Annotated in this window: 20 protein-coding genes and 1 tRNA gene; 9 read left to right on the forward strand and 12 right to left on the reverse strand. The window is 63.4% G+C overall.

What is annotated here, in order from left to right; all coding sequences use genetic code 11:
- Positions 1-110 precede the first annotated feature (110 nt).
- Both FB466_RS02080 and FB466_RS02085 read right to left on the reverse strand, forming a co-directional pair.
- On the reverse strand, positions 111-1199 hold the full coding sequence (locus tag FB466_RS02080; protein WP_281285149.1) for a sensor histidine kinase: 1089 nt from the start codon (positions 1197-1199) through the stop codon (positions 111-113).
- A gap of 10 nt (positions 1200-1209) precedes the next feature.
- On the reverse strand, positions 1210-1905 hold the full coding sequence (locus FB466_RS02085) for a response regulator transcription factor (RefSeq protein ID WP_141915446.1): 696 nt from the start codon (positions 1903-1905) through the stop codon (positions 1210-1212).
- An 86-nt stretch (positions 1906-1991) separates the two neighbouring features.
- Here FB466_RS02085 and FB466_RS02090 point away from each other — a divergent pair, with 86 nt between their 5' ends.
- Both FB466_RS02090 and FB466_RS02095 read left to right on the forward strand, forming a co-directional pair.
- Positions 1992-2681: a M15 family metallopeptidase gene (locus tag FB466_RS02090; protein WP_141915448.1), complete on the forward strand. Its 690-nt coding sequence runs from the start codon at positions 1992-1994 to the stop codon at positions 2679-2681.
- A 53-nt stretch (positions 2682-2734) separates the two neighbouring features.
- Positions 2735-3637 (forward strand): VanZ family protein, encoded by a 903-nt coding sequence (locus tag FB466_RS02095; RefSeq protein WP_141915450.1) that lies wholly within the window; start codon positions 2735-2737, stop codon positions 3635-3637.
- A gap of 77 nt (positions 3638-3714) precedes the next feature.
- Here the strand turns inward: FB466_RS02095 and FB466_RS02100 are convergent.
- The 3 genes from FB466_RS02100 to FB466_RS02110 form a co-directional block, all read right to left on the reverse strand.
- Positions 3715-3786, reverse strand: a tRNA-Arg gene (locus FB466_RS02100).
- Positions 3787-3865: 79 nt separating this feature from the next.
- Positions 3866-4612 (reverse strand): C40 family peptidase, encoded by a 747-nt coding sequence (locus FB466_RS02105; protein ID WP_170205981.1) that lies wholly within the window; start codon positions 4610-4612, stop codon positions 3866-3868.
- Between the two features lie 158 nt (positions 4613-4770).
- Complete coding sequence (locus FB466_RS02110) at positions 4771-5466, reverse strand: iron-dependent transcriptional repressor DtxR (protein ID WP_141915454.1); 696 nt, start codon at positions 5464-5466, stop codon at positions 4771-4773.
- A gap of 100 nt (positions 5467-5566) precedes the next feature.
- Here FB466_RS02110 and serC point away from each other — a divergent pair, with 100 nt between their 5' ends.
- Positions 5567-6679: a phosphoserine transaminase gene (gene serC / locus FB466_RS02115; RefSeq protein ID WP_141915455.1), complete on the forward strand. Its 1113-nt coding sequence runs from the start codon at positions 5567-5569 to the stop codon at positions 6677-6679.
- Between the two features lie 72 nt (positions 6680-6751).
- On the opposite strand, the gene FB466_RS13855 is transcribed toward serC, so the two are convergent.
- From FB466_RS13855 to FB466_RS02125, 3 genes are read right to left on the reverse strand one after another with little or no spacing between them, the layout of a single operon-like run.
- Complete coding sequence (locus tag FB466_RS13855) at positions 6752-6874, reverse strand: hypothetical protein (RefSeq protein ID WP_281285150.1); 123 nt, start codon at positions 6872-6874, stop codon at positions 6752-6754.
- 40 nt (positions 6875-6914) lie between these two features.
- Positions 6915-7772 carry a DUF3027 domain-containing protein gene (locus FB466_RS02120; protein ID WP_141915457.1) on the reverse strand — a complete coding sequence of 286 codons (858 nt, stop codon included), beginning with the start codon at positions 7770-7772 and terminating at the stop codon, positions 6915-6917.
- On the reverse strand, positions 7765-8151 hold the full coding sequence (locus FB466_RS02125) for a cold-shock protein (RefSeq protein ID WP_141915459.1): 387 nt from the start codon (positions 8149-8151) through the stop codon (positions 7765-7767). Before FB466_RS02125 ends, FB466_RS02120 begins: the two co-directional genes overlap by 8 nt.
- Positions 8152-8329: 178 nt before the next feature.
- Here FB466_RS02125 and FB466_RS02130 point away from each other — a divergent pair, with 178 nt between their 5' ends.
- From FB466_RS02130 to FB466_RS02150, 5 genes are read left to right on the forward strand one after another with little or no spacing between them, the layout of a single operon-like run.
- Entirely contained in the window at positions 8330-8608 is a 279-nt protein-coding gene (locus FB466_RS02130) for a hypothetical protein (RefSeq protein WP_141915461.1), read from the forward strand.
- Positions 8609-8628: 20 nt separating this feature from the next.
- Positions 8629-10566: a helicase-associated domain-containing protein gene (locus FB466_RS02135; RefSeq protein WP_141915462.1), complete on the forward strand. Its 1938-nt coding sequence runs from the start codon at positions 8629-8631 to the stop codon at positions 10564-10566.
- Between the two features lie 30 nt (positions 10567-10596).
- A complete protein-coding gene (locus tag FB466_RS02140; RefSeq protein WP_141915464.1) occupies positions 10597-12237 on the forward strand; it encodes a DNA repair helicase XPB in 1641 nt (546 codons plus the stop codon).
- Between the two features lie 37 nt (positions 12238-12274).
- Positions 12275-12970, forward strand: coding sequence for a response regulator transcription factor (locus FB466_RS02145; RefSeq protein ID WP_141915466.1), 696 nt, complete (start codon positions 12275-12277; stop codon positions 12968-12970).
- A 23-nt stretch (positions 12971-12993) separates the two neighbouring features.
- Positions 12994-14769 carry a sensor histidine kinase gene (locus tag FB466_RS02150; protein ID WP_170205982.1) on the forward strand — a complete coding sequence of 592 codons (1776 nt, stop codon included), beginning with the start codon at positions 12994-12996 and terminating at the stop codon, positions 14767-14769.
- A gap of 117 nt (positions 14770-14886) precedes the next feature.
- Here the strand turns inward: FB466_RS02150 and groL are convergent, their stop codons facing one another.
- From groL to FB466_RS02165, 3 genes are all read right to left on the reverse strand, one after another.
- On the reverse strand, positions 14887-16506 hold the full coding sequence (gene groL / locus FB466_RS02155) for a chaperonin GroEL (RefSeq protein ID WP_141915468.1): 1620 nt from the start codon (positions 16504-16506) through the stop codon (positions 14887-14889).
- A gap of 182 nt (positions 16507-16688) precedes the next feature.
- Positions 16689-17723 (reverse strand): DUF3048 domain-containing protein, encoded by a 1035-nt coding sequence (locus tag FB466_RS02160; RefSeq protein WP_141915470.1) that lies wholly within the window; start codon positions 17721-17723, stop codon positions 16689-16691.
- Between the two features lie 16 nt (positions 17724-17739).
- Complete coding sequence (locus FB466_RS02165; RefSeq protein ID WP_170205983.1) at positions 17740-18369, reverse strand: LytR C-terminal domain-containing protein; 630 nt, start codon at positions 18367-18369, stop codon at positions 17740-17742.
- Positions 18370-18563: 194 nt separating this feature from the next.
- Here FB466_RS02165 and FB466_RS02170 point away from each other — a divergent pair, with 194 nt between their 5' ends.
- A complete protein-coding gene (locus tag FB466_RS02170) occupies positions 18564-19706 on the forward strand; it encodes a heme/hemin ABC transporter substrate-binding protein (protein WP_141915474.1) in 1143 nt (380 codons plus the stop codon).
- Here FB466_RS02170 and FB466_RS02175 read toward each other — a convergent pair.
- Positions 19675-20511, reverse strand: coding sequence for an HtaA domain-containing protein (locus tag FB466_RS02175; RefSeq protein WP_141915476.1), 837 nt, complete (start codon positions 20509-20511; stop codon positions 19675-19677). The genes FB466_RS02170 and FB466_RS02175 overlap by 32 nt on opposite strands.
- Positions 20512-20651: the final 140 nt, after the last annotated feature.

Consider the following 20651-nt stretch of genomic DNA (forward strand, 5'->3'; position numbering starts at 1 on the left):
CAGCGACGGGGTGCTTCGAGAGTGCCACACGAGCCCACCGACCGCAACCGGCAGCAAGAACTCCGCACGCGGCCAGGCCCCCGGTGCACCGATGCGAGACTCGACCCGGCTCACAACGGCGAGTGGTCGGCGGGCGGTGCTGCCACCGGGAGGCGCACCTCGATGCGGAGCCCCCCATCCGTGCGGGGTGTCAGGCTCAGAGTTCCCTCGTGTGCCCGGGTGATGCTGGCGACGATCGCCAGGCCGAGACCAACCCCCGCATGGTCGTTATGAATTCTTTCGGTGCCCCGCAGGAACGGTTCAGTGAGCGTGGAGACCAGCTCCGGGCTGAGCCTCTCACCGGTATTTTCAACGGCGAGCCTGACGACCCCCGGGGTAGCCGCAGTGCTGATCCACACGGTACCCTCCGCGGGGAGGTTGTGGACAATCGCGTTGTGCACAAGGTTTGTGGTCAGTTGCAGCAGGAGCACCGGTGATCCCAGCACCGGGGCGATATCACCGGAGACCTCAATCGTGAGGCCACGCTTCTCCGCGAGCGGAAGGAGCATCTCGACGGCTTCTTCCGCCAGGAGGGACAGGTCAATATTCTCCCGGGTGAAGGACCGTTGGTCGGCGCGGCTGAGCAGGAGGAGCGCCTCGGTGAGCTCGATTGCCCGGGTATTGACAGTGTGTAGACGTTCGAGGAGTTCAGCGGTGTTGTGATCGGGATCGTTGCGGGCAACGTCGAGAAGCGCCCGGGTGGTCGCGAGCGGGGTGCGCAGATCGTGGGAGGCGTTGGCCGCAAACCGCTGCTGCTCTGCAACGTGCGCTTCGAGCCGTGCGAGCATGGTGTCGAAGGCATCGGCAAGCTCACGGAACTCGTCGGCACGGCCGGGTAGCTGGATACGGTGAGAGAGCGACCCCGTCGCTGCTATGCGGGTGGCGTGGGTGATTCGGGCCAGGGGGGCGAGCATCCGACCGGCAAGAATCCAGCCACCCACCAGACCAAACATCAGCAGGAAGACCAAGGCCATGGCGGCATTCGGTACGAAAGCGCGCTCGAGATCTGAGCGATTAGGAATGAACCCCACCGACACCTGAGACATATCGTGGTCGGGCACATAGCGCAGCAGGAACACCCACACCACAACCAGAAGTAGGGCACCAGACAGCATGATAAAGCCCGCATAGCTGAGGGTGAGTTTAAGACGAACGCTCACACCGGGTGGCCTACCCACGGCCTTCTCCCGCGCCTGGCATACCGAGGGTGGGATCAATCCGATAGCCAACGCCGGGAACGGTAACAATCAGCCAGGGTTCGCCGAGTCGCTTGCGCAGCGCAGAGACGGTGATTCGAACCGCGTTGGTGAAGGGGTCTGCGTTCTCATCCCACGCCCGTTCGAGGAGTTCTTCGGCACTGATCACCCCACCCTCGGCGGCGACCAGCACCTCAAGCACGGCAAACTGCTTCCGGGTAAGCGGCACGTAGCGGTCATCACGGTACACTTCACGGCGAAAGGGGTCCAGCCGCAGGCCAGCGAGTTCACGTACCGGCGGCCTGTTGTGGGCGCGCCTGCGGTCGAGCGCACGGAGCCGGAGCACGAGTTCCCGGAACTCGAACGGTTTGGTGAGGTAGTCGTCTGCGCCGAGCTCGAACCCGGAGGCTTTGTCGTCGAGCCGGTCGGCGGCGGTGAGCATCAGAATGGGCATCCCACTGCCGGAGGCGACGATGCGCCGGGCGATCTCATCACCCGAGGGTCCGGGGATATCACGGTCGAGAACGGCGATGTCGTAGGTGTTGATGGCCAACAGCTCCAGGGCGGTGTCGCCGTCCCCCGCGACATCTGCCGCAATCGCTTCGAGGCGCAGTCCGTCACGGATGGCCTCCGCCAGATAGGGCTCATCCTCAACAATCAATACACGCACGCGCCCATCTTACGATCCGCCACCTATCGTGGGCATATGCTGATCCGCATACGCTCCGGCAACACGGGACCGCGTTAACTGGGCAGATGCCCCACACCACACCACCACAAGCGGCACCCCACCGCCCCCGACCGGCTGTTCTCGTCGCCGGGGCAATCGCCCTGGCTGCGGCCACAACGGTCGCGCTCCTCGGCAACCTCTCTGCGGCGGCCTCCTCGCTTTTTCTGACCCCCGTCGGAGCGGGGACAGCTCAGCCGGCCGGCGAGCAGCTGCTGGACTCTGCACCGCTTCTTGACGCTCCGAGCGGCGACCAGCACCGTGCGCTCGGAGCGGACGGCGAGGTCGTTGACGGGGTGACCGATCTGAACAGTGAGGTCCCCGCGGTGGCCAACCTTGACGGTGACCTACGTGATGCCCTCCGCCGGGCAGCAATCGACGCCGACGCGGAGGGGGTCACCTTCGTGATCAACAGCGGTTGGCGCTCACCCGAGTATCAGGATCAGTTGCTGGACGAAGCCGTCGCGGAGTACGGCTCGGCCGAGGCGGCCGCCGCGTGGGTGGCCACGGCGGACACATCCCCCCATGTGCGGGGGGACGCCGTGGATGTGGGGCACGGGGACGCCACAGCCTGGCTCTCCACACACGGTGCCGACTACGGCCTGTGCCAGATTTACGAAAACGAACCCTGGCATTACGAACGGCGACCCGAGGCCGTTGACCACGGATGCCCGGCCATGTATGCCGACCCCACACACGATCCCAGGATGCACCAGTGACCAGCTCAGCCGACCCATCCCTGCCCCTCCCCCACACAGGAAGCATCTCCGATATGAGTAGGGTCACCACCCACCCGACCACGCAGAACACCGTGACAGCCCCCGCGCGCGAACGGAACAGGGCCGTCCTGGCCGTTCTGTGCGCGATCTATCTCGGGACGATCGTCTGGATCGTGCTGTGGAAGCTTGAGACCCCGTGGGCCGGTGACGAGACGAGGCGCATCATCAAACTCGTTCCGTTTGTGCCGAGCGGCGGTGCCGGTGCCAGCGCGCCCCTCGAGGTGCTGGCGAACCTTCTACTCTTCATCCCCTTCGGCGTATACCTTGGTCTCCTCGCACGGTCGTGGTCGGTGTGGAGGATCGCGAGCGTGGTCGCCGGGTGGAGCCTCGCCCTTGAGGTCGCCGAGTATGTCCTGGCCGTTGGCAGTTCCGATATCACCGACGTCATCGTGAACACCGCCGGGGGCTTGGTCGGGCTGGGCCTGCTCGCCCTCGTCCGCTTCGAGCTTCAGGGCCAGACCACCGCCGTGATGACCCGGGTCTGCGCCATCGGGACGGTACTCGTCCTGACCGCGGCCGGGCTTTTCATCATTGCCTCGCCGCCGCACTACGGCCCGCCCATGAACGGAGACCCTGGTCTCTCCACACTCCGTTCCCGAGGGGCGTGCGGGGACGCCATAGGAGTAATTCGGCTCGGCTCGGGGGCGTTTGAGAGCGGCATCGACGTCGTCCTGACCCTGCCCAGCTTTACCTTCGCGCAGCGTCTGGTCCTTTTTCTGGGTTACGGGGTCGGCGGCACCCAGGTCCTGCGTGCACTGCGTAGGCTCTACCTCGACCCCCACCTCGATAAGAAGTATCCGCTGTCACGACCTGGGACGTCACGACGAGCCACGTCACACCGTGCACGCGCGGAACAGCCGCAGACGAGCCAACAACAGGATGAGCTGGCCTCCTGAGCAGATCGGCGAGCGTCACAGAAATAACTGGGGCCTGCCGAGAACCGGGCATAGCTCGCTAAGAAACTAGACCACTGTGCCCCTGGAGAGACTCGAACTCCCAACCAACTCCTTAGGACGGAGGTGCTCTTCCATTGAGCTACAGAGGCGTGCCGAACAAGTCTATCGCCACGCCGCCCCTCGGGGTCGCGTGGCGATAGCACCTATTACGGTGTAAACAGTTGAGGATTAGAGCCGCACAAACTGCGAGTAGTTCGCGGGGTTGGAGATGGCACCGCCCGCTATCACCGTGGAGCCGTCCGTCCAGCCGCCGTGAATGGCGGTTCCGTTGCCGAGGTAGATCGAGACGTGGCCCGAGCGCATCATGATGTCGCCGGCCTGAACCTGAGACGGGTCACTGAAAACCGTACCCACCCCGCCAAAGCCCATCGGGCCCACATTGCCAATGGAGTACCCGATAGCGCGCAGGGCGTTCTCCACGAGCGCCGTGCAGTCTTGGTAGCAGCCGAGTTGGGCCATGGCCGAGCCCACAAAGGAACTGGTGTCGTTGAGCGACAGGGCTGCGCAGCTGGCGTTGGTGCGATCCCCGGTAGCTCCAGTGGTGGAGTTGCCTGCGGCGGCGTTTGTGGCCACCTGCTTGGCAGCTTCCGCCGCGGCGAGGCGCTGCTCCTCGATCTTGTTGGCCTCGTCAATCTTCGCGATCTCGGTGCCCGTGGTGGCGGCAAACCCGTCGGTGTCAACGGTGGCCTCGATCACGGTGCTGTCTACCATGAGGCTCTGCACGCTTGTGCGTGAGGCGAGCGCAATATCCTCATCGTTGCTGGGGAGGCCAGCGTAGGCGGGGAGCACGATGGTGCCAAAGAGGCCCGCGCTGAGCACCAGGGCGAACACGCCACGGAACGAGAACCTAAGCGTCTTTCGGGTGCGGTCGCGCGCACTATCTGCGTTTTCTGCGGTAACACGTCTGCTGAACAACGCCAACGGTAATCCTCCATCAGGGGCTGGGGTTCCAGGGGGTCGCGATGTAACAGACAACCCTGGCGCACGGCCTAGAGGCCGCACTAAGAACCCAGGTTAGCAAAGGATAACGATTTCGTCACCACGAGATGCTTGGTTTTTCGCGGAATTTACGCCTAGGCCTGGTCAATGAAGATATGACCGGCAACTTCGTTGGGCAATTCCAACCCCTCCTCAAAACCTTCAACCTGAACTACAACGTAAGAACCGTTGCGCGAGAAAACCGCCGTATTTCCGGGGATTACTCCGGCAACCTTCAACTGCCCCAGGAGCTCCGGGTCTACCTGCACGGGCTCACCAAGACGGCGAATAATACGCGTCACCAACCCCTCAGATTGGATCACCGCGTCCACAATATTAATCACGCCATACGAAAAAGGAGTGGTCTCCGAGCCGCCGATGTCGTCTAAGCCGGGAATCGGGTTGCCGTAGGGGGACTCGGTCGGATCGCCCAGGATAGTCAGGATCTTGCGCTCCACCTGCTCGCTCATCACGTGCTCCCAGCGACACGCTTCCTCGTGCACAAATTCCCACTCCAGCCCGATCACGTCGCTCAGGAGCCGCTCGGCAAGACGGTGTTTGCGCATCACGTTCACAGCTTTGCGCCGCCCCGTTGCGGTGAGCTCAAGGTGGCGATCCCCGGAGACGACAACCAGACCATCCCGCTCCATCCGGCCCACGGTCTGGGACACGGTGGGCCCCGAGTGTCCCAGCCGCTCCGAGATGCGCGCCCGGAGCGGCACGATGTTCTCTTCCTCAAGCTCCAGAATTGTGCGGAGATACATCTCCGTCGTGTCGATTAAATCAGCCATCGCGCTCTCCCATATGTGCTCATCCCGCTCCCGGATAAGACTAGCCGGAAAGTTGGGTCACGAGTATTTTTACCGATTTTTGTCCCATAGAATTGTGGACATGGCCGAAATTTCGCTCCCCGCTGAACTCATTCCCGCCGATGGTCGCTTTGGTTGCGGCCCCTCCAAGATTCGCCCCGAGCAGGTGGCCGCGGTTGAGTCCGCGAGCCTCAACCTGCTGGGCACCTCACACCGCCAGGCCCCCGTAAAGAACCTGGTCGGTCAGATTCGCAGCGGGCTTGCCGATTTATTCCGCATCCCTGATGGCTACGAGGTTCTCCTCGGCAACGGCGGTGCTACTTCTTTTTGGGATTCCGCTGCCCACGCCCTGATCGAGAAGCGCAGCCAGAACCTCACCTTTGGTGAGTTCAGTAGCAAGTTTGCCGCCGCGGCGAGTGCCCCTTTTCTGGAGAAGCCGGATATTATTCAGGCGGTCGCCGGGTCGCGCAGCGAGCCCGTCCCCACCGAGGGCATCGACGTGTATGCCTGGCCACACAACGAAACCTCCACGGGCGTCATGGCCCCGATCACTCGCGTACACGGTGACGCCGGATCACTCACTGTGATTGATGCGACGAGCGCGGCCGGAGGCATTGACTTCGACTCCGCTCAGGCAGACGTTTACTATTTCTCACCGCAGAAGAACTTCGCCTCGGATGGCGGCCTCTGGTGGGCACTGTTCTCTCCCGCAGCACTCGAGCGGGTCGAGCGCATCGCGGCCAGCGGTCGCTACATCCCCGAGTTCCTCAGCCTGGCCAACGCGGTCAGCAACTCGCGTCTCAACCAGACGCTCAACACCCCCGCCCTGGCCACACTCGTGATGATGAACAACCAGGTTGAGTGGATCAACGACAACGGTGGCCTCGCATGGGCATCCGCCCGCACCGCGGAGTCCTCGGGGGTGCTCTACGACTGGGCCGAGCGCAGCACGGTTGCTACCCCCTTTGTATCGCACCCCGACCACCGCTCGCAGGTCGTCGCCACGATCGACTTTGACGACAGCGTGGATGCCGCGGCAATCGCCCGGGCCCTCCGCGCCAACGGCATCGTCGATACCGAGCCGTACCGCAAGCTGGGCCGCAACCAGCTGCGTGTGGCCACGTTCACGGCCATCGAACCGGATGATGTGCGCACGCTCACGGGCGCAATCGACTACATCCTGGAACGTCTCTAGCCGCGAAAGCCACCCCGCACGCCAGATCGGCCGCCCGTGTTCTCCCACGGGCGGCCGATCCTCTTTGTTCCGTTAGCCGTGGTAGACCTGAGCCTGGGTCCAGAAGTCGTCGCTTTCGTAGCCAGCTGTGACCCGATAGTCGAAATACGACTCGTCGGTGAATGTGAGCCGGGCAACGCGGCAGCCTCTCACCATTCGGGTAAGGAGGCCGAAGCAGGTCCGGGGGCGACCCCAGCTATCGTTCGTCGTAGGGACGATCTTCGTCGGAGTCCTCGAAGCCGTCATCCGAGTCGTCGTCATCCGAGTCGTCGTCATCGTCATCAGAATCCGTGTCGGATTCGTCATCATCGTCTGCTGACTCGTCATCCGCAAGAGCTAACTCGATATCAACCCCGTCAATCTCGTCGTCAAAGTCGCTGAAATCGTTGTCGAGGATATCGTCATCGTCATCCGCGTCGTCTCCCTCGTCCAGCTCGGCGGCTGCAGCCTCCAGGGCTGCACGCTCCTCGGCCTCAAGCAGTTGCGAGTCGCGGAAATGCGCTAATCTCACCGACCAGGGCACCCAGTCGGGGGCTAATAACGCACCCTCACCGGGCATCAATTGCACCTCCATCACGGTGGGCGCGGTGTCAGGGTCCACCTTCGACATTGATACCGACCAGTGCCAGCCGGGGTAACCGGGCAGCAGGGTGGCAAAATGCAATGAGAGGAGTCCGTGGCCGTCAACCGTGTGGCCGACCACCTCGCCAACCGTGGTCGTCGCGGTCACCTCGTGCAGCGCCGCCAAGGCCAGGCTGGCGGATGCCAGCAGGGTCTCGTCAGCGACAGCCGGCTCCTCAGGTTCCCCCCGATCCTCCCCACCGGACGTTTCAGATGCAGAAACATCGAGTTCCGAAGCCTCCGATTGAGACAATTCCGGTTGAGACGATTCCGACAATTCAGATTCAGACTCAGGCTCTTCCGGCGCATCGGCGACGGCAACACTCTCAGCCACGGAGGCGGCCTCAACCGCGGCGGCGGCGTCACCCGACTCGGGTGCCTGGTACTCCGTCTCACCGTGCGAAAAAAGGTTGTTTACAGTTTCGTTAGGCATCTAGGTCATCCGCAATCCGTCGCAACATCGTTGCAATCTTTCGTGACTGGGCCGCTTCAGGATAGTGGCCGTTTTTGAGGCGCGAACCCACGCCATCAAGGAGTTTAACTAAATCTTCGACGATGATGGCCATATCGTCCGCTGGCTTACGTTTGGGCTTCTGCCGAGGAAGGCGCTGCGGAGTGTCCAGCACCCGCACCGAGAGGGCCTGGGCGCCACGCTTTCCGTCGGCCACACCAAACTCCAGGCGGGTCCCGGGCTTCACCACGGCACCCGTGGGCAGAGCGCTCGCGTGTAGAAAGACTTCCTGCCCATCATCCGATGCGATGAACCCAAAACCCTTTTCGTCGTCGTAGAACTTCACTTTGCCGGTCGGCATGGCATTTTTCCTTGTCTCTACTCACCAAAGATGCTGTACACAGGCCGGTCGGCCCGCAACACCACTGGAACAGTCTACGAGTAAACCCACACACACGGCGGTGAGGTCGTCCCCCACAATCCCCCGGATTCTCCCCGATCACCCCCACCACACTGGGAACCAATGTATCCTGGGGGTGATGTCTGCTAAACAGGGAACCCCCAGCCGTCTTGAGCGGATCCTCGCCTTCATGATCGCCGGGATCATTGGCATCTCGGTCCTCGCCTTCGTTACCGTACTCGTGGCCAGCCTCCTCGGGCTGGAACGCAGCGACTTTGCCCAGGGCCTGTGGCCCCTCGTGACCGCCATCACCTATGTGGGCTTGCCCGTCGGCTTTATGCTCATCATTGCCATGATGATCACGGGGATTGTGCGTCGCCGCGGCGAAAACACCAAGACCGGATCGCACGAGGGGTAACCCTCACCGCGCGGACAGCCATGACCAGCGTCCTTTCCCTTTCCAGCCAGCTCAGTGGCGCGACCACCACCAGTCTGGAAATAACCCTCACCGAACGCCAGGTCACCGCCGCCGGCATCAAAGACTTCTTCGACCTGGCAACGGCACTCATGAGGCCCGAGTCCCTCACCCTGGCCCTCGGTCAGCTGGAGCGCTCAGCCCTCGCTATTCTCTCCACACTCGCGACCGAGACTAACGCCGGTCAGTGGATGACCATCGACGAGATCGTCGCGGCCCTCAGCGCGGCAAATCCCGACAGCAAAATCACACCCGAACTCATCTCTACACACCGCGACCGCCTCGCGACTCTCGCCCTAATCCGAGTGGAGAACGAGGCGATCATGGGCTGGCCCGAAGTCGACAGCATTCTGGAGATGTGGCCCACCCACGGTCTCCCCGGACACCGCCAGCTCACCCAACTCGTCCCCCCCACCCTCATGGATGCCCTCCCACACACCGAGCTCGAAACGGTTGATCGGCACGCTGCCGAGCGGGCCTTCGCGCTCGTGCAGGCCGTGGCCGAACTCATCGCAGAACTGAGTGTGCAGCCGGCCGCCGTGCGTGCCCGCGGCGGCCTCACCCTACCCACCACCAAGCGTCTCGCCGAGGCCCTCCGGGTGGACATCGACTGGGTGCCTTTTGCCCTCGACCTGGCCGGACAAACCAACCTGGCCCAGCCCTCCGCAGACGGGTGGAAGCCCACACCAGACGCCCGGGAGTGGCTGGCCACGCCAGCCCCCGAACGCTGGGCCTTTCTCGCACAGCGCTGGTATTCGCGCACACCGCCCGACATCACCCAGGCACTTGCCCAGCATCCACGGCATGTGTGGGGCGACACCGTGCGCACCCTCATGCCGTGGCTCTACCCGGGCGGCCGCAAAAGTACCGCCGAATGGATCGAGACGGTTCTCCGCGAAGCCCGTTTTATGGGCATCTTCACGAACGACTCAGCCAGTAGCTTCGCCTACGCCCTCACGACCGAGGGCCCAGCCGCAGCGGCGGCGGCACTGGCCCCCCTGTTTCCGGCTGAGGTGAGCACTGTATACATCCAGCCCGACCTCACGGTCATCTCCCCCGGCCCGCTCCTGGCTACCCTTGATACCCGGATGCGCCGCCTGGCACTCGTCGAAAACCGCGCTCTCGCCGCCACCTACCGCATCACCGAGACCACCCTGCTGCGCGCACTCAACGCGGGTGATAGCGTCGAGGACATCCGCACATTTCTCACCGAGATCTCGCTCACGGGCATCCCGCAACCCCTCGATTACCTCCTCACGGAGACGGTACGCCGCCACGGCAGTATCCGCGTAGAGGAGCTCACGCCCACGGGCGGAATCGGTGATTCTCTGGCACGGTCGCGCATCACCGCAACCGACCACCACGCTCTCGCCACACTGCTTGTTGACCGGAACCTGCAACACCTCTCACTCAGCCGATCCGCATCGGATGCCCTGACCAGCCCGATCCGCACCAGCGTTGTGCTCGCCTCACTTCAGGAGGCACGCTACCCGGCGGCCCCCGCCGAGGCCGCCAACCGTGGAGCCTCGTCTGCTCCCGTTACGCACGAGGCACCCCACACCCCACACACAGAAGCCTCCGCGCAGGAGGCACCCGACCATGACCCCGATGCCGCGCCGCTCTCCCCAGTTCAATTACTGATCGCCAAGCTCCGCAAGAACCAGAGCGAACAGGGGGCGGAGACCGTTGAGGCCGGCTTCAATCGGCAGCTGAGCCTGGCGGTGAAGGCCAAGTCCACCATCCGCGTCTCGCTCGTCGCGCCCAACGGCGCAACCCACGAGTACACGATCCTGCCCACAAGCGTCTCCGCCGCCCGCCTGCGCGGACTCGATCATGTATCGGATGTCGAACGCACCCTGCCCATCGGGTGGATCACGGCAGTCGAAACGATCGAGGGCTAATTTCGCCCACAGGGCGTAGGATTGGTGGCTATGTCTAACGGGCCACTAATAGTACAGAGCGACCGCACGGTTTTACTGGAGGTCGCGCATCCGGATGCCGAAAACGCACGACACGATATCGCCGTTTTTGCGGAGTTGGAACGGGCCCCCGAGCACGTCCACACCTACCGCATTACGCGACTAGGCCTCTGGAACGCTCGTGCTGCCGGCCACACCGCCGACGAGATGCTCGCCACCCTCACCCGGTACTCCAAGTTTGATGTCCCCCAGTCGGTCGCGATCGATATTCTGGAAACCGTGGGCCGCTACGGTCGGCTGGTCATCGAACGTGATGCCGACGGAACCCTGATCGTGCGCTCCAATGACGAGGCCGCGCTCAACCAGATTTCACGCAGCAAGCGCATCGCCCCGCTGCTCACTCAACAGATCCGCGCCGACGCATTCAGTGTGGAGCACTGGGCCCGCGGCCAGCTCAAACAGGAGCTCGTGAAGCAGGGTTGGCCCGCCGAAGACCTCGCCGGATACACCCCAGGCACGCCACACGCGATCTCGCTGACGGATGATTGGAGCCTACGCGACTACCAGAAGAGGGCCATCGAGAACTTCCAGACGGGCGGCTCGGGCGTTGTTGTGCTGCCCTGCGGTGCCGGGAAAACCCTCGTGGGGGCTGGCACGATGGCGGCGGTCGGCGCAACCACGCTGATCCTGGTTACCAACACCGTTTCGGCCCGCCAGTGGCGCGACGAACTACTCAAACGCACGGCGCTCACCCCCGAGGAGATTGGTGAGTACTCGGGTCAGCTCAAAGAGATCAAACCCGTCACCATCGCTACCTACCAAATCCTCACGGCCAAGCGGAAGGGTGAGTACGCCCACCTCTCGTTACTGGATGCGCTCGACTGGGGTCTCATCGTGTACGACGAGGTGCACCTGCTGCCAGCCCCCGTTTTCAAACTCACCGCCGACCTGCAAGCACGTCGCCGTCTCGGCCTCACCGCAACACTCGTCCGCGAGGATGGTCGCGAAAGCGATGTGTTCAGCCTGATCGGCCCCAAACGCTACGACGCCCCTTGGAAGGAGATCGAGGCCCAGGGCTTCATCTCCCCCGCCGAGTGTTTCGAGGTGCGCGTTGACCTCCCCCAGTCCACCCGGTTGGAGTACGCAGCCGCGGCCGACAACGAACGCTACCGCCTCGCGGCAACGGCCCCGGCCAAGCTCGAGACCGTCAAAAGGCTTGTGGCCGACCACACGGGCGAACAGATCCTCGTGATCGCCCAGTACCTCGATCAGATCGAAGAACTCGGTGCGGCCCTGGGCGTCCCAACCCTGACCGGGGCGACCCCCGTTTCGGAGCGTGAGCAGCTGTTTCAGGAGTTCCGCACCGGTGCCATCCCCGTCCTGGTCGTGAGTAAGGTGGCCAACTTCTCGGTGGACCTACCGGACGCCTCGGTCGCCATCCAGGTCTCGGGCTCCTTCGGATCGCGGCAGGAAGAGGCCCAGCGCCTCGGCCGTCTCCTGCGCCCCACCGAGACCGGTCACACCGCCTCCTTCTACACTCTGGTGGCCCGCGATACGGTCGATCAGGAGTTTGCCCAGAACCGTCAGCGCTTCCTCGCGGAACAGGGATATTCGTACACAATTCTTGATGCGAGTGCCCTGATAAAAAAATAAACAGCCACCTGCCAGTGAATTATCAGATAATGGTGAAATGAACGACGGACCCAGAATTCTTGTTGTCGATGATGAACCGAATATTCGCGACCTCCTCACCACTAGCCTGCGCTTTGCCGGTTTTGGAGTGAGAGCCGTCAGTAACGGTGCCCAAACCATTTCCGCAGTACTCGAAGACGAACCCGACCTCATCATCCTGGACGTGATGCTGCCCGATATGAACGGATTTAGCGTAACCAAACGCCTCCGTTCGGCCGGCTACACCGCTCCCATCCTGTTCCTCACGGCCAAGGACGATACCGAAGACAAAATCATGGGACTCACGGTCGGCGGTGACGACTACGTCACCAAGCCGTTTAGTCTCGACGAAATCGTCGCCCGCATTAAAGCCATCCTGCGCCGCACCATTCAAGACGAAGAGGATGCACAGATCGAGGTGGGACCCCTGCGAATGGACCAGGACACCCACGAGGTCTACGTGGGCGAAGTGAGCGTTGAACTCAGCCCCACCGAGTTCAAGCTGTTGCGCTACCTCATGCTCAACCCCAACCGGGTGCTCAGCAAAGCACAGATCCTTGATCACGTGTGGGAGTACGACTTCAACGGCGACGCCGGCATTGTGGAGTCCTACATCTCTTATCTGCGCCGCAAGCTGGAGCAGCACTCCGAGACACCACTCATCCAGACGAAGCGGGGCTTCGGCTACATGCTAAAGGTGGATCAAAAGTCGTAGCTCAACCGACCACGCGGCGGCGGATGTTTCATGTGTGGGAGTCCGTGTCCCTGCGAACAAAGATCACCGGGGTGACGGTTCTGATCCTCACCTTCGGTATCTTTATCGTGGGCGCGGGCACCATGATGATCCTCCGTCCGCAGCTGGTGTCGCAGCAGGACTCCACCCTGCGGCAGCTGAGCGCAGACCCCACACCCATCCTGGCGACGGGGGCTAACGCCACCGGGCTCACGCGCAACGACGTCCTCATGGCACCGCGCGACACGTATTACGTGGGGGTGCTCGACGAAAACGGCGTGCTGCTCTACGACAATTTCCACAACTCAACCTCGCACGATGTGCCACAGATTCCACAAGTTTCTGTGGAGACGGCCAACGAGCTCGGCAACGAGATCCTGCCGCTCACCCAGGTGGAGCGCAATGTCTCGTGGCGTGGGGTGCTCTCACCCATCGTGTCGAGGGATAGCACGACGGGCAATCTCACCCCCTCGGGTACCCTCGTCATCGCGTTATCCATGGACAGCATCGACAATCTGATGCTGCGCTACATCACCATTTTCTCCGGCTTTGGCCTCGTGGTTGTGGTGCTCGGAGCGATCCTCACCCGGCTACTCGTGACGAGCACATTTGAACCGCTGCGTGAGGTGGAGAACACCGCCGCGGCGATTGCCGACGGGGATTTCAGCCAGCGCGTGCCCATCACCGCGGCACACACCGAGGTGGGCCGTCTCGGCCGCTCACTCAACACCATGCTGCGCCGCATCGACCTGGCACTGGCCGACCGCGCCGCCACCATCGAGCAGATGCGCCGCTTCGTGGGCGATGCAAGCCACGAGCTGCGCACGCCCCTCGTCTCGGTGCGTGGCTACGCCGAGCTGTACCGAATGGGCGCACTCCAGACTCCTGCCGATGTGGCGCAAGCAATGGAGCGGATCGAGAAGGAAGCCGTCCGTATGGGAACGCTCGTGGAGGATCTGCTTGCGCTCGCCCGCCTTGATGAGGCCAAGCCGGTTGACGCGGCCCCCATTGACCTGATCCCCCTGGCCCAGGATGCCGCCCTCGACGCGATGGCCTCCTCTCCCGACCGCCAGGTGCGCGTCATCCTCGGTAGGTCAACGGCCCCCAACGCGCCGCTCGTGGGGTCGAGCCTTGCCGCCACGCTCTCCGCAACCGGCGCCACGGGCAATGAGATGCCATCCGTTGGGGAGAAAGAAGCGATGGTCGCCACCGGCAACATCCCGTTTGCCTCGGCCACCTTGGCTCGTCTCAAGCAGATGCGAATGCGCCGCAGTTCCCTGCTCGATACCCAGCCCCTCACCCGCATTGAACTCGCCCAGTTGAGCGCAGAGGGCCCCGATTCGGAGCGACCGGATACCCCCACTCCCTCTCCCCACCTCCCCCAGGCATCCGCGATGGTGCTCGGTGACGAGAACAAGATTCGTCAGGTGATGACCAACCTCCTGGGTAACGCCCGCCGCTACACCGCTAGCGGCGACCCCATCGAGATCGCGGTGAGCACAGACCCCGACGCGGGTACGGCCACCTTCGAAATAGTGGACCACGGCGAGGGTATCCCGGAGCAAATTCGAGAGAAAATCTTCCAGCGCTTCTGGCGCGCCGACACCTCACGCAACCGCGACACGGGTGGCAGCGGGCTCGGCCTCGCCATCGTGTCCTCTATCGTGGCCGCCCACAACGGCACCGTGAGCGCCCACGAGACGCCCGGCGGAGGAGCCACCTTCCGAGTGACACTACCGCTCTACCACAGCCCCGCAGCGGAGTCCGAAACAACCGCGTAGCCCCCGGCACCGCAGAGCAGCGCCTAGCCTGCAGCACACAGAAGCGGGGCGGCTCCCGAAGGAACCGCCCCGCCTCATCACTGTTACCGGGCGAGTTGAGCCCGGGTCAGTTTCAGACTAGAAGTCCATGCCACCCGTGGGGTCGCCAGCAGCCGCAGCCGCGGGCTCGGGCTTGTCGGCCACAACCACCTCGGTGGTGAGGAACAGTCCGGCGATTGAGGCCGCGTTCTGCAGGGCAGAGCGCGTTACCTTGGCCGGGTCCAGGATGCCCTGGGCCACCAGGTCGCCGTACTCGCCGGTTGCGGCGTTGAGGCCGTGTCCGACGGGCAGGCTGCGAACCTTCTCGGCGACAACTCCGGCCTCCAGGCCAGCGTTGAGCGCGATCTGGCGCAGCGGAGCCTCGATGGCTACGCGAACGATGTTGGCACCGGTTGCCTCGTCGCCCTCCAGCTCCAGCGTGGCGAACACCGTCGCGCCAGCCTGGATGAGCGCCACTCCACCTCCGGGGAGGATTCCCTCTTCGACGGCAGCCTTGGCGTTACGCACGGCGTCCTCGATGCGGTGCTTGCGCTCCTTGAGCTCCACCTCGGTGGCGGCTCCGGCCTTGATGATGGCAACGCCACCGGCCAGCTTGGCCAGACGCTCCTGCAACTTCTCGCGGTCGTAGTCGCTGTCGGTGTTCTCGATCTCCTTGCGGATCTGCGTCACCCGAGCGGCGATCTGCTCAGCATCACCGGCACCCTCCACAATCGTGGTCTCGTCCTTGGTGATGACCACCTTGCGCGCGCGACCCAGCAGGTCGAGCGTGGCGTTCTCCAGCTTGAGGCCAACCTCTTCACTGATGACCTGACCACCCGTAAGGATCGCGATGTCCTGCAGCTGGGCCTTGCGACGGTCGCCGAAGCCGGGGGCCTTGACGGCGACCGACTTGAAGATGCCACGGATCTTGTTCACAACGAGCGTTGCAAGGGCCTCGCCGTCAACATCCTCAGCAATGATGAGGAGCTGCTTGCCTGACTGGATCACCTGGTCCACAACGGGGAGCAGGTCCTTGATGTTGCTGATCTTGGAGTTGACGATCAGGATGTAGGGGTCTTCGAAAACCGCTTCCTGACGCTCAGCGTCGGTCACGAAGTACGCCGACAGGTAGCCCTTATCGAAGCGCATTCCCTCGGTGAGCTCCAGCGAGGTACCGAGAGAGTTGGACTCCTCAACGGTGACAACGCCCTCCTTGCCCACCTTGTCGATGGCCTCGGCAATGATCGCACCGATCTGCTCGTCGGCCGCCGAGATGGATGCCGTTGCCGCGATCTCCTCGGTCGTCTCGATCTCCTTGGCGTTAGCCAACAGCTGGTCCGAGATCGCCGCGACAGCCTTCTCGATACCGCGCTTGAGGCTGATCGGGTCGGAACCGGCTGCAACGTTGCGCAGCCCCTCACGAACGAGAGCCTGGGCGAGAACGGTAGCGGTGGTGGTTCCATCACCGGCTACGTCATCCGTCTTCTTGGCGACCTCTTTGACCAGCTCGGCGCCGATGCGCTCGTAGGGCTCGTCAAGCTCGATCTCCTTGGCGATTGATACGCCGTCGTTGGTGATGGTGGGTGCGCCCCACTTCTTCTCAAGGACCACGTTACGACCGCGTGGGCCGAGCGTTACCTTTACCGCGTCTGCAAGCGTGTTCAGTCCACGCTCAAGTCCACGGCGAGCTTCTTCGTCAAAAGCAATAATCTTTGCCATGTGAGTATCGTCCCTCCTGGACGTTCAAAGAATTAGGTGAAAATTAGCACTCACTCAGGGCGAGTGCTAGAGACAATTCTGGCACTCGTTGCCTGAGAGTGCAAGTGAGGGTGATACGGGGCGTTACACACGAGGCGAAAGCCCAGCACACCGCCCGAATAGGGGCGAGGGGAGGGTCGGCCCTAACCCGTCACAATCGTTCCGGTCTCGGCCGGAACGAGCTCAATCCAGGTGTTTCCGGGGGCCAGCAGCACGCTCGAACCGCTACTGTCGGTGAACCGTAACGGATCATCCCGCCCGTCTTTTGACCAGATGCCCTGGACGGTGTGGCCGTTAGCAGAGAACCAACCCTCGCCCGATCCGCTCAGCACGGTCCGGGGAACGTCGCCCAGTTCTACAGGCACTTTCAGGGCCACCACGTTAACGGTCGCGATACGCTGACCTTCGCTATCAAGATCGGGGGCGTCCTCTTGATGACGCAGATAGGTTCCCGTTGCGGCGTCCCAGTCCCACGAGGGATAGCGGATGTGCGAGAAGGTCATCGCGATACGCGCCGAGGGCACCCCTGCCACCGAGGCGGTGCTCCCACCCGGGTCACTCGCGTAGGCGAACTGCGGGGCGGGGGCGGGCACCTCGGCGTAGTCGGCCAGGGCGTCCGCGGCCCGAAGCACCACGTTGTGGGGTGCCCGACGCGATGTATCGCGGAAGAAGTGGGTCTGGTCCCGGTCAAAGATCAGGTTCTGCACGGGCGCGGCCTGCATAAGCGCCACAAACTGCTGTTGACCTCCCGAGTAGGCCACGACGCCGCCGAGAGGTGACAAGATATCGGGGTCCATCGGCCGGATCGAGCGCACCGGACCCACCTCGTCGGGAACGGTTGACTGCCAGATAGCGGCGTAACGCGTATAGCCACCCTCAACGAGCTCTTCGAAGACGAGGTCGGTGGTGTTCAGCCCGATCTGTGGCCGGGCTCGCTCGTGGTTGTCGATCTTGACGGCGAGCGAGGGATTCTCGGCCTCCCCCGCCGCGATAACCGTGCCGCGCAACGGGGCACGAACCGGCTCGGCGGGGGATGACGAGGTCGTGACGGGTCTCGGATCAGCCGCAGGCTCGCCCCCCGCACAACCCGCGGTCAATCCCAGGACGGCGAGCGCCGTGGCCAGCGCGATCACTGGGCGGGGAAGACGACGTCCCCCGCGTGCGACTGTAACCATCATTCCCCCTGTCTACTCGCTACTGCGTGGGCACCTGAAAGTCGGAGCCCAAGAGCACGATGAGCTGTGAACCGAACTCGCTGTAATCGGCGGAAAGGTAGTATTGCAGGCCGCCCAGTTTCTCGGCCAGACCCCGTGCGAGGCCCTCGTCGGCGGCGTTGACGTAAAACACGGCGCTGATCTCAACATCCTCGGTGGTGTTACTGCCCGAGTAGGTCACCTCACCCAGGCTACCTGCGGTAATGAAGGCGGAGGTCTCGTCACCGAGGGTGATGTCGGAGGTACCGTTCAGGATCGTGATGGAGGTGTCGGGGCTCACCACGGCATCGGCAGCGGGGGTCTCTTCGACCGCCGTCGGTTGTGCGGTGGAGCCAGGAATGGACAGGTTCAGGTTGCCCTCACCAATCGCCAGGTAGAGGATGCCACCAACCGCCAGGACAATCGTGGCTAGGGCAGCCCACATGAAGCGGATCCACTTCGTGCCGCGTCGGGACGCCGAGCGGTGCACTCCTACCCGCTTACCCATCTGGGGTTTCTCGAACGGATCCTCGTCGGATTGGAGCACGTTGATGGAGTTGGATCGGTGCCCCGAAGAGGTGGCGGAACCGCGGCTACTCACAAGGTGCTTGTCGTTACCGTTTCGTGCCATTGCTTTTGGGGTTCCGTCTCTTTTTTGCGTTTCCAACTCCGATAGTATCGCCCATCCCCGGCCGTGTCTCAACGTGCCCCGGGAAACCCACTCAGCGTAGACGGAAAACATAGCAGAGGCCTGGCAGCTCGCTGACAGCTTGCAGAACGGTCTATTAGGATGGCCTCACTCGACTGTCGTAAGGTGTCACACCCATGAACTCACTGTCGCGCATTCGCGCGCTCGCTTCTCTCGGCCTGGTCACCCTCCTCGGCCTCACCGCGTGCAGCACCACAAACCCCGCGCCCGGCACGACCACAGCGGTAACCCGCCCGGCCTGCACCAGCGCACAGTCGTTCACCACACCCCTCAGCGAACTCGTCCCCGTCGGCGACCCGCGCGTGGGCTCCGGCCCGTGCACAGCCGCCCTCCCGGATCACACGGTGACCCCGAGGGTACCATCGGGCCGCCAGAGCCTCCCCACCACCGTAACCTCACGCGACCCTGCCGGTGATCAGCGGGTCACCGTTACGGATACCTCGCGCATCATTGCATTCGACATTGCGGGAGCTATCGGCGAGACCGTCTTTGCCCTCGGTTACGGAGACAGCATGGTGGGTCGGGACGTCACCACCTCGTTCGACGCCGCCCAGAACCTTCCGGTGGTCACGGGCAGCAGCCACTCGATCAACGTGGAGAGTGTGCTCGCGCTCAACCCCACCATCGTCATCACCGACGGCACGATCGGCCCGCTCGACGTGGTGTTGCAGCTGCGGGATGCCGGGATCCCGCTCGTCTTCATCGATCGGGACCCCTCGCTCGATGGCGCCGTCTCGAAGGCACACCAGGTGGCAGAGGCTCTCGGGGATGCCGCGGCAGGCGACACCCTGGCCGACAGCATCTCGACCGACATCACGCGTGTGCAGGAGCAGATAGCCGCGCTCGCACCGACGGATAACGCCGATAAGCCGCGCATCGCCTTTCTTTACCTCCGCGGAACGTCACGCATCTACTATCTCTTTGGCGCGGGCTCGGGGGCTGATGATCTGATTGCCGCCCTGGGTGGCGTTGATGTGGCCTCAGAGATCGGCTGGGTGGGCGAGAAACCCATGACCGACGAGGCCCTGATCGAGGCCAACCCCGATCTGCTGCTCGTGATGACGAAGGGTCTCGACAGCGTGGGCGGACCACAGGGATTAGTGGACTCGCTCGAAGCGGTTGCCCTCACTAACGCGGGGAAAAACCTCAACATCATCGATATGGCCGATAACGACATTATGACGTTTGGCCCCCGCACCGCGGAGGCCGTTGACGCCCTGGCTCGGGCTATCTACGCGCCCGACGCCGCCACACGATAACCGCAGCACCGCCGCCGATTAGCACACCCCCCACAAGCACCCAGATTCCGAACGGGGGCGAGGTCGTGGGGGTGTCATTCTCCAGGTTGCCCGGCATCGCGCTGGGTGCGACGCCGGGAGCCTCTGACGCGGCAGGACACGGCCCAAATGTGAGCGAAAAGTTGAGGGGATCCAGATCAGCCCCCTGCTCATAGAACTCGGCGAACGCGACAACCCCGGGCTCGGTGAGTGTGGCGGCGACCCTCTCCCGGGTGACGGTGTTGCCGGAGGAGATCTCCAGCGGCGCAGTGAGCTCCAGGGTGGCCGCGCGCACGGCCGTCTCCCGAACCGACTCGTTACCCTCGGGGTCGTTGCTCCGCAGGTCGAGCAGGAGATACGCCTCGGTGGGTGAGACCACCTCGATCTGGGGGTTGGCGAGAGTCAGGTTAAGGATGTCGTCGTGCCCGGTGAACCGAATAGATCCGGTAAAGGATGCCGTGCCGCTGCCCGTCTTCTCACTGAAGCCACCGGCGGGGTTGCTCCACCCGAAGGTGGGTGTCGTGTAGGTGGCCCCATCGGCGACCTCCCACGAGCCGTTGGCAATCGTACCGCTAATGTAGGCGCGAAAACTCTCTTTGACTCCCCAGGTAAGGGTGCCCGCGCTGACGGGGCAGCCGGTCTCTGCCGTCTCGGCGACGGCTGGTAACGGTGCGGACATCCCCATCGCGCTCAGGAATCCACCGGAGGCCAGAAGAAGAGCGACCAGGCCCCACGTTCGGCCGCGGGGAGTTCTGCCCTGTCGGTCACGCACACACTCGGCACCCACGATAAAAATCCTTTGTTTGTGTCCCTCGTAGTTTTACAGAGAAAAGGAAGCCAAGCCTAGCCTAATTTCAGAGGACCTGTCAAAAACCAGCAACCTCTCCCCCGCGACCCCACAGAAGAGGCGAGCCACCCGGCGGAGGG

This window comes from Klugiella xanthotipulae, from assembly GCF_006716695.1.
Lineage (GTDB): Bacteria > Actinomycetota > Actinomycetes > Actinomycetales > Microbacteriaceae > Klugiella > Klugiella xanthotipulae.

Coding starts and splice junctions, on each gene's coding strand:
- FB466_RS02090 (WP_141915448.1), top strand. CDS start 1,992: ATGCCCCACACCACACCACCACAAGCGGCACCCCACCGCCCCCGACCG.
- FB466_RS02095 (WP_141915450.1), top strand. CDS start 2,735: ATGAGTAGGGTCACCACCCACCCGACCACGCAGAACACCGTGACAGCC.
- FB466_RS02110 (WP_141915454.1), bottom strand. CDS start 5,466: ATGGCTGATTTAATCGACACGACGGAGATGTATCTCCGCACAATTCTG.
- serC (WP_141915455.1), top strand. CDS start 5,567: ATGGCCGAAATTTCGCTCCCCGCTGAACTCATTCCCGCCGATGGTCGC.
- FB466_RS13855 (WP_281285150.1), bottom strand. CDS start 6,874: ATGGTGAGAGGCTGCCGCGTTGCCCGGCTCACATTCACCGACGAGTCG.
- FB466_RS02120 (WP_141915457.1), bottom strand. CDS start 7,772: ATGCCTAACGAAACTGTAAACAACCTTTTTTCGCACGGTGAGACGGAG.
- FB466_RS02125 (WP_141915459.1), bottom strand. CDS start 8,151: ATGCCGACCGGCAAAGTGAAGTTCTACGACGACGAAAAGGGTTTTGGG.
- FB466_RS02130 (WP_141915461.1), top strand. CDS start 8,330: ATGTCTGCTAAACAGGGAACCCCCAGCCGTCTTGAGCGGATCCTCGCC.
- FB466_RS02135 (WP_141915462.1), top strand. CDS start 8,629: ATGACCAGCGTCCTTTCCCTTTCCAGCCAGCTCAGTGGCGCGACCACC.
- FB466_RS02140 (WP_141915464.1), top strand. CDS start 10,597: ATGTCTAACGGGCCACTAATAGTACAGAGCGACCGCACGGTTTTACTG.
- FB466_RS02145 (WP_141915466.1), top strand. CDS start 12,275: ATGAACGACGGACCCAGAATTCTTGTTGTCGATGATGAACCGAATATT.
- FB466_RS02150 (WP_170205982.1), top strand. CDS start 12,994: ATGTTTCATGTGTGGGAGTCCGTGTCCCTGCGAACAAAGATCACCGGG.
- groL (WP_141915468.1), bottom strand. CDS start 16,506: ATGGCAAAGATTATTGCTTTTGACGAAGAAGCTCGCCGTGGACTTGAG.
- FB466_RS02160 (WP_141915470.1), bottom strand. CDS start 17,723: ATGATGGTTACAGTCGCACGCGGGGGACGTCGTCTTCCCCGCCCAGTG.
- FB466_RS02165 (WP_170205983.1), bottom strand. CDS start 18,369: ATGGCACGAAACGGTAACGACAAGCACCTTGTGAGTAGCCGCGGTTCC.
- FB466_RS02170 (WP_141915474.1), top strand. CDS start 18,564: ATGAACTCACTGTCGCGCATTCGCGCGCTCGCTTCTCTCGGCCTGGTC.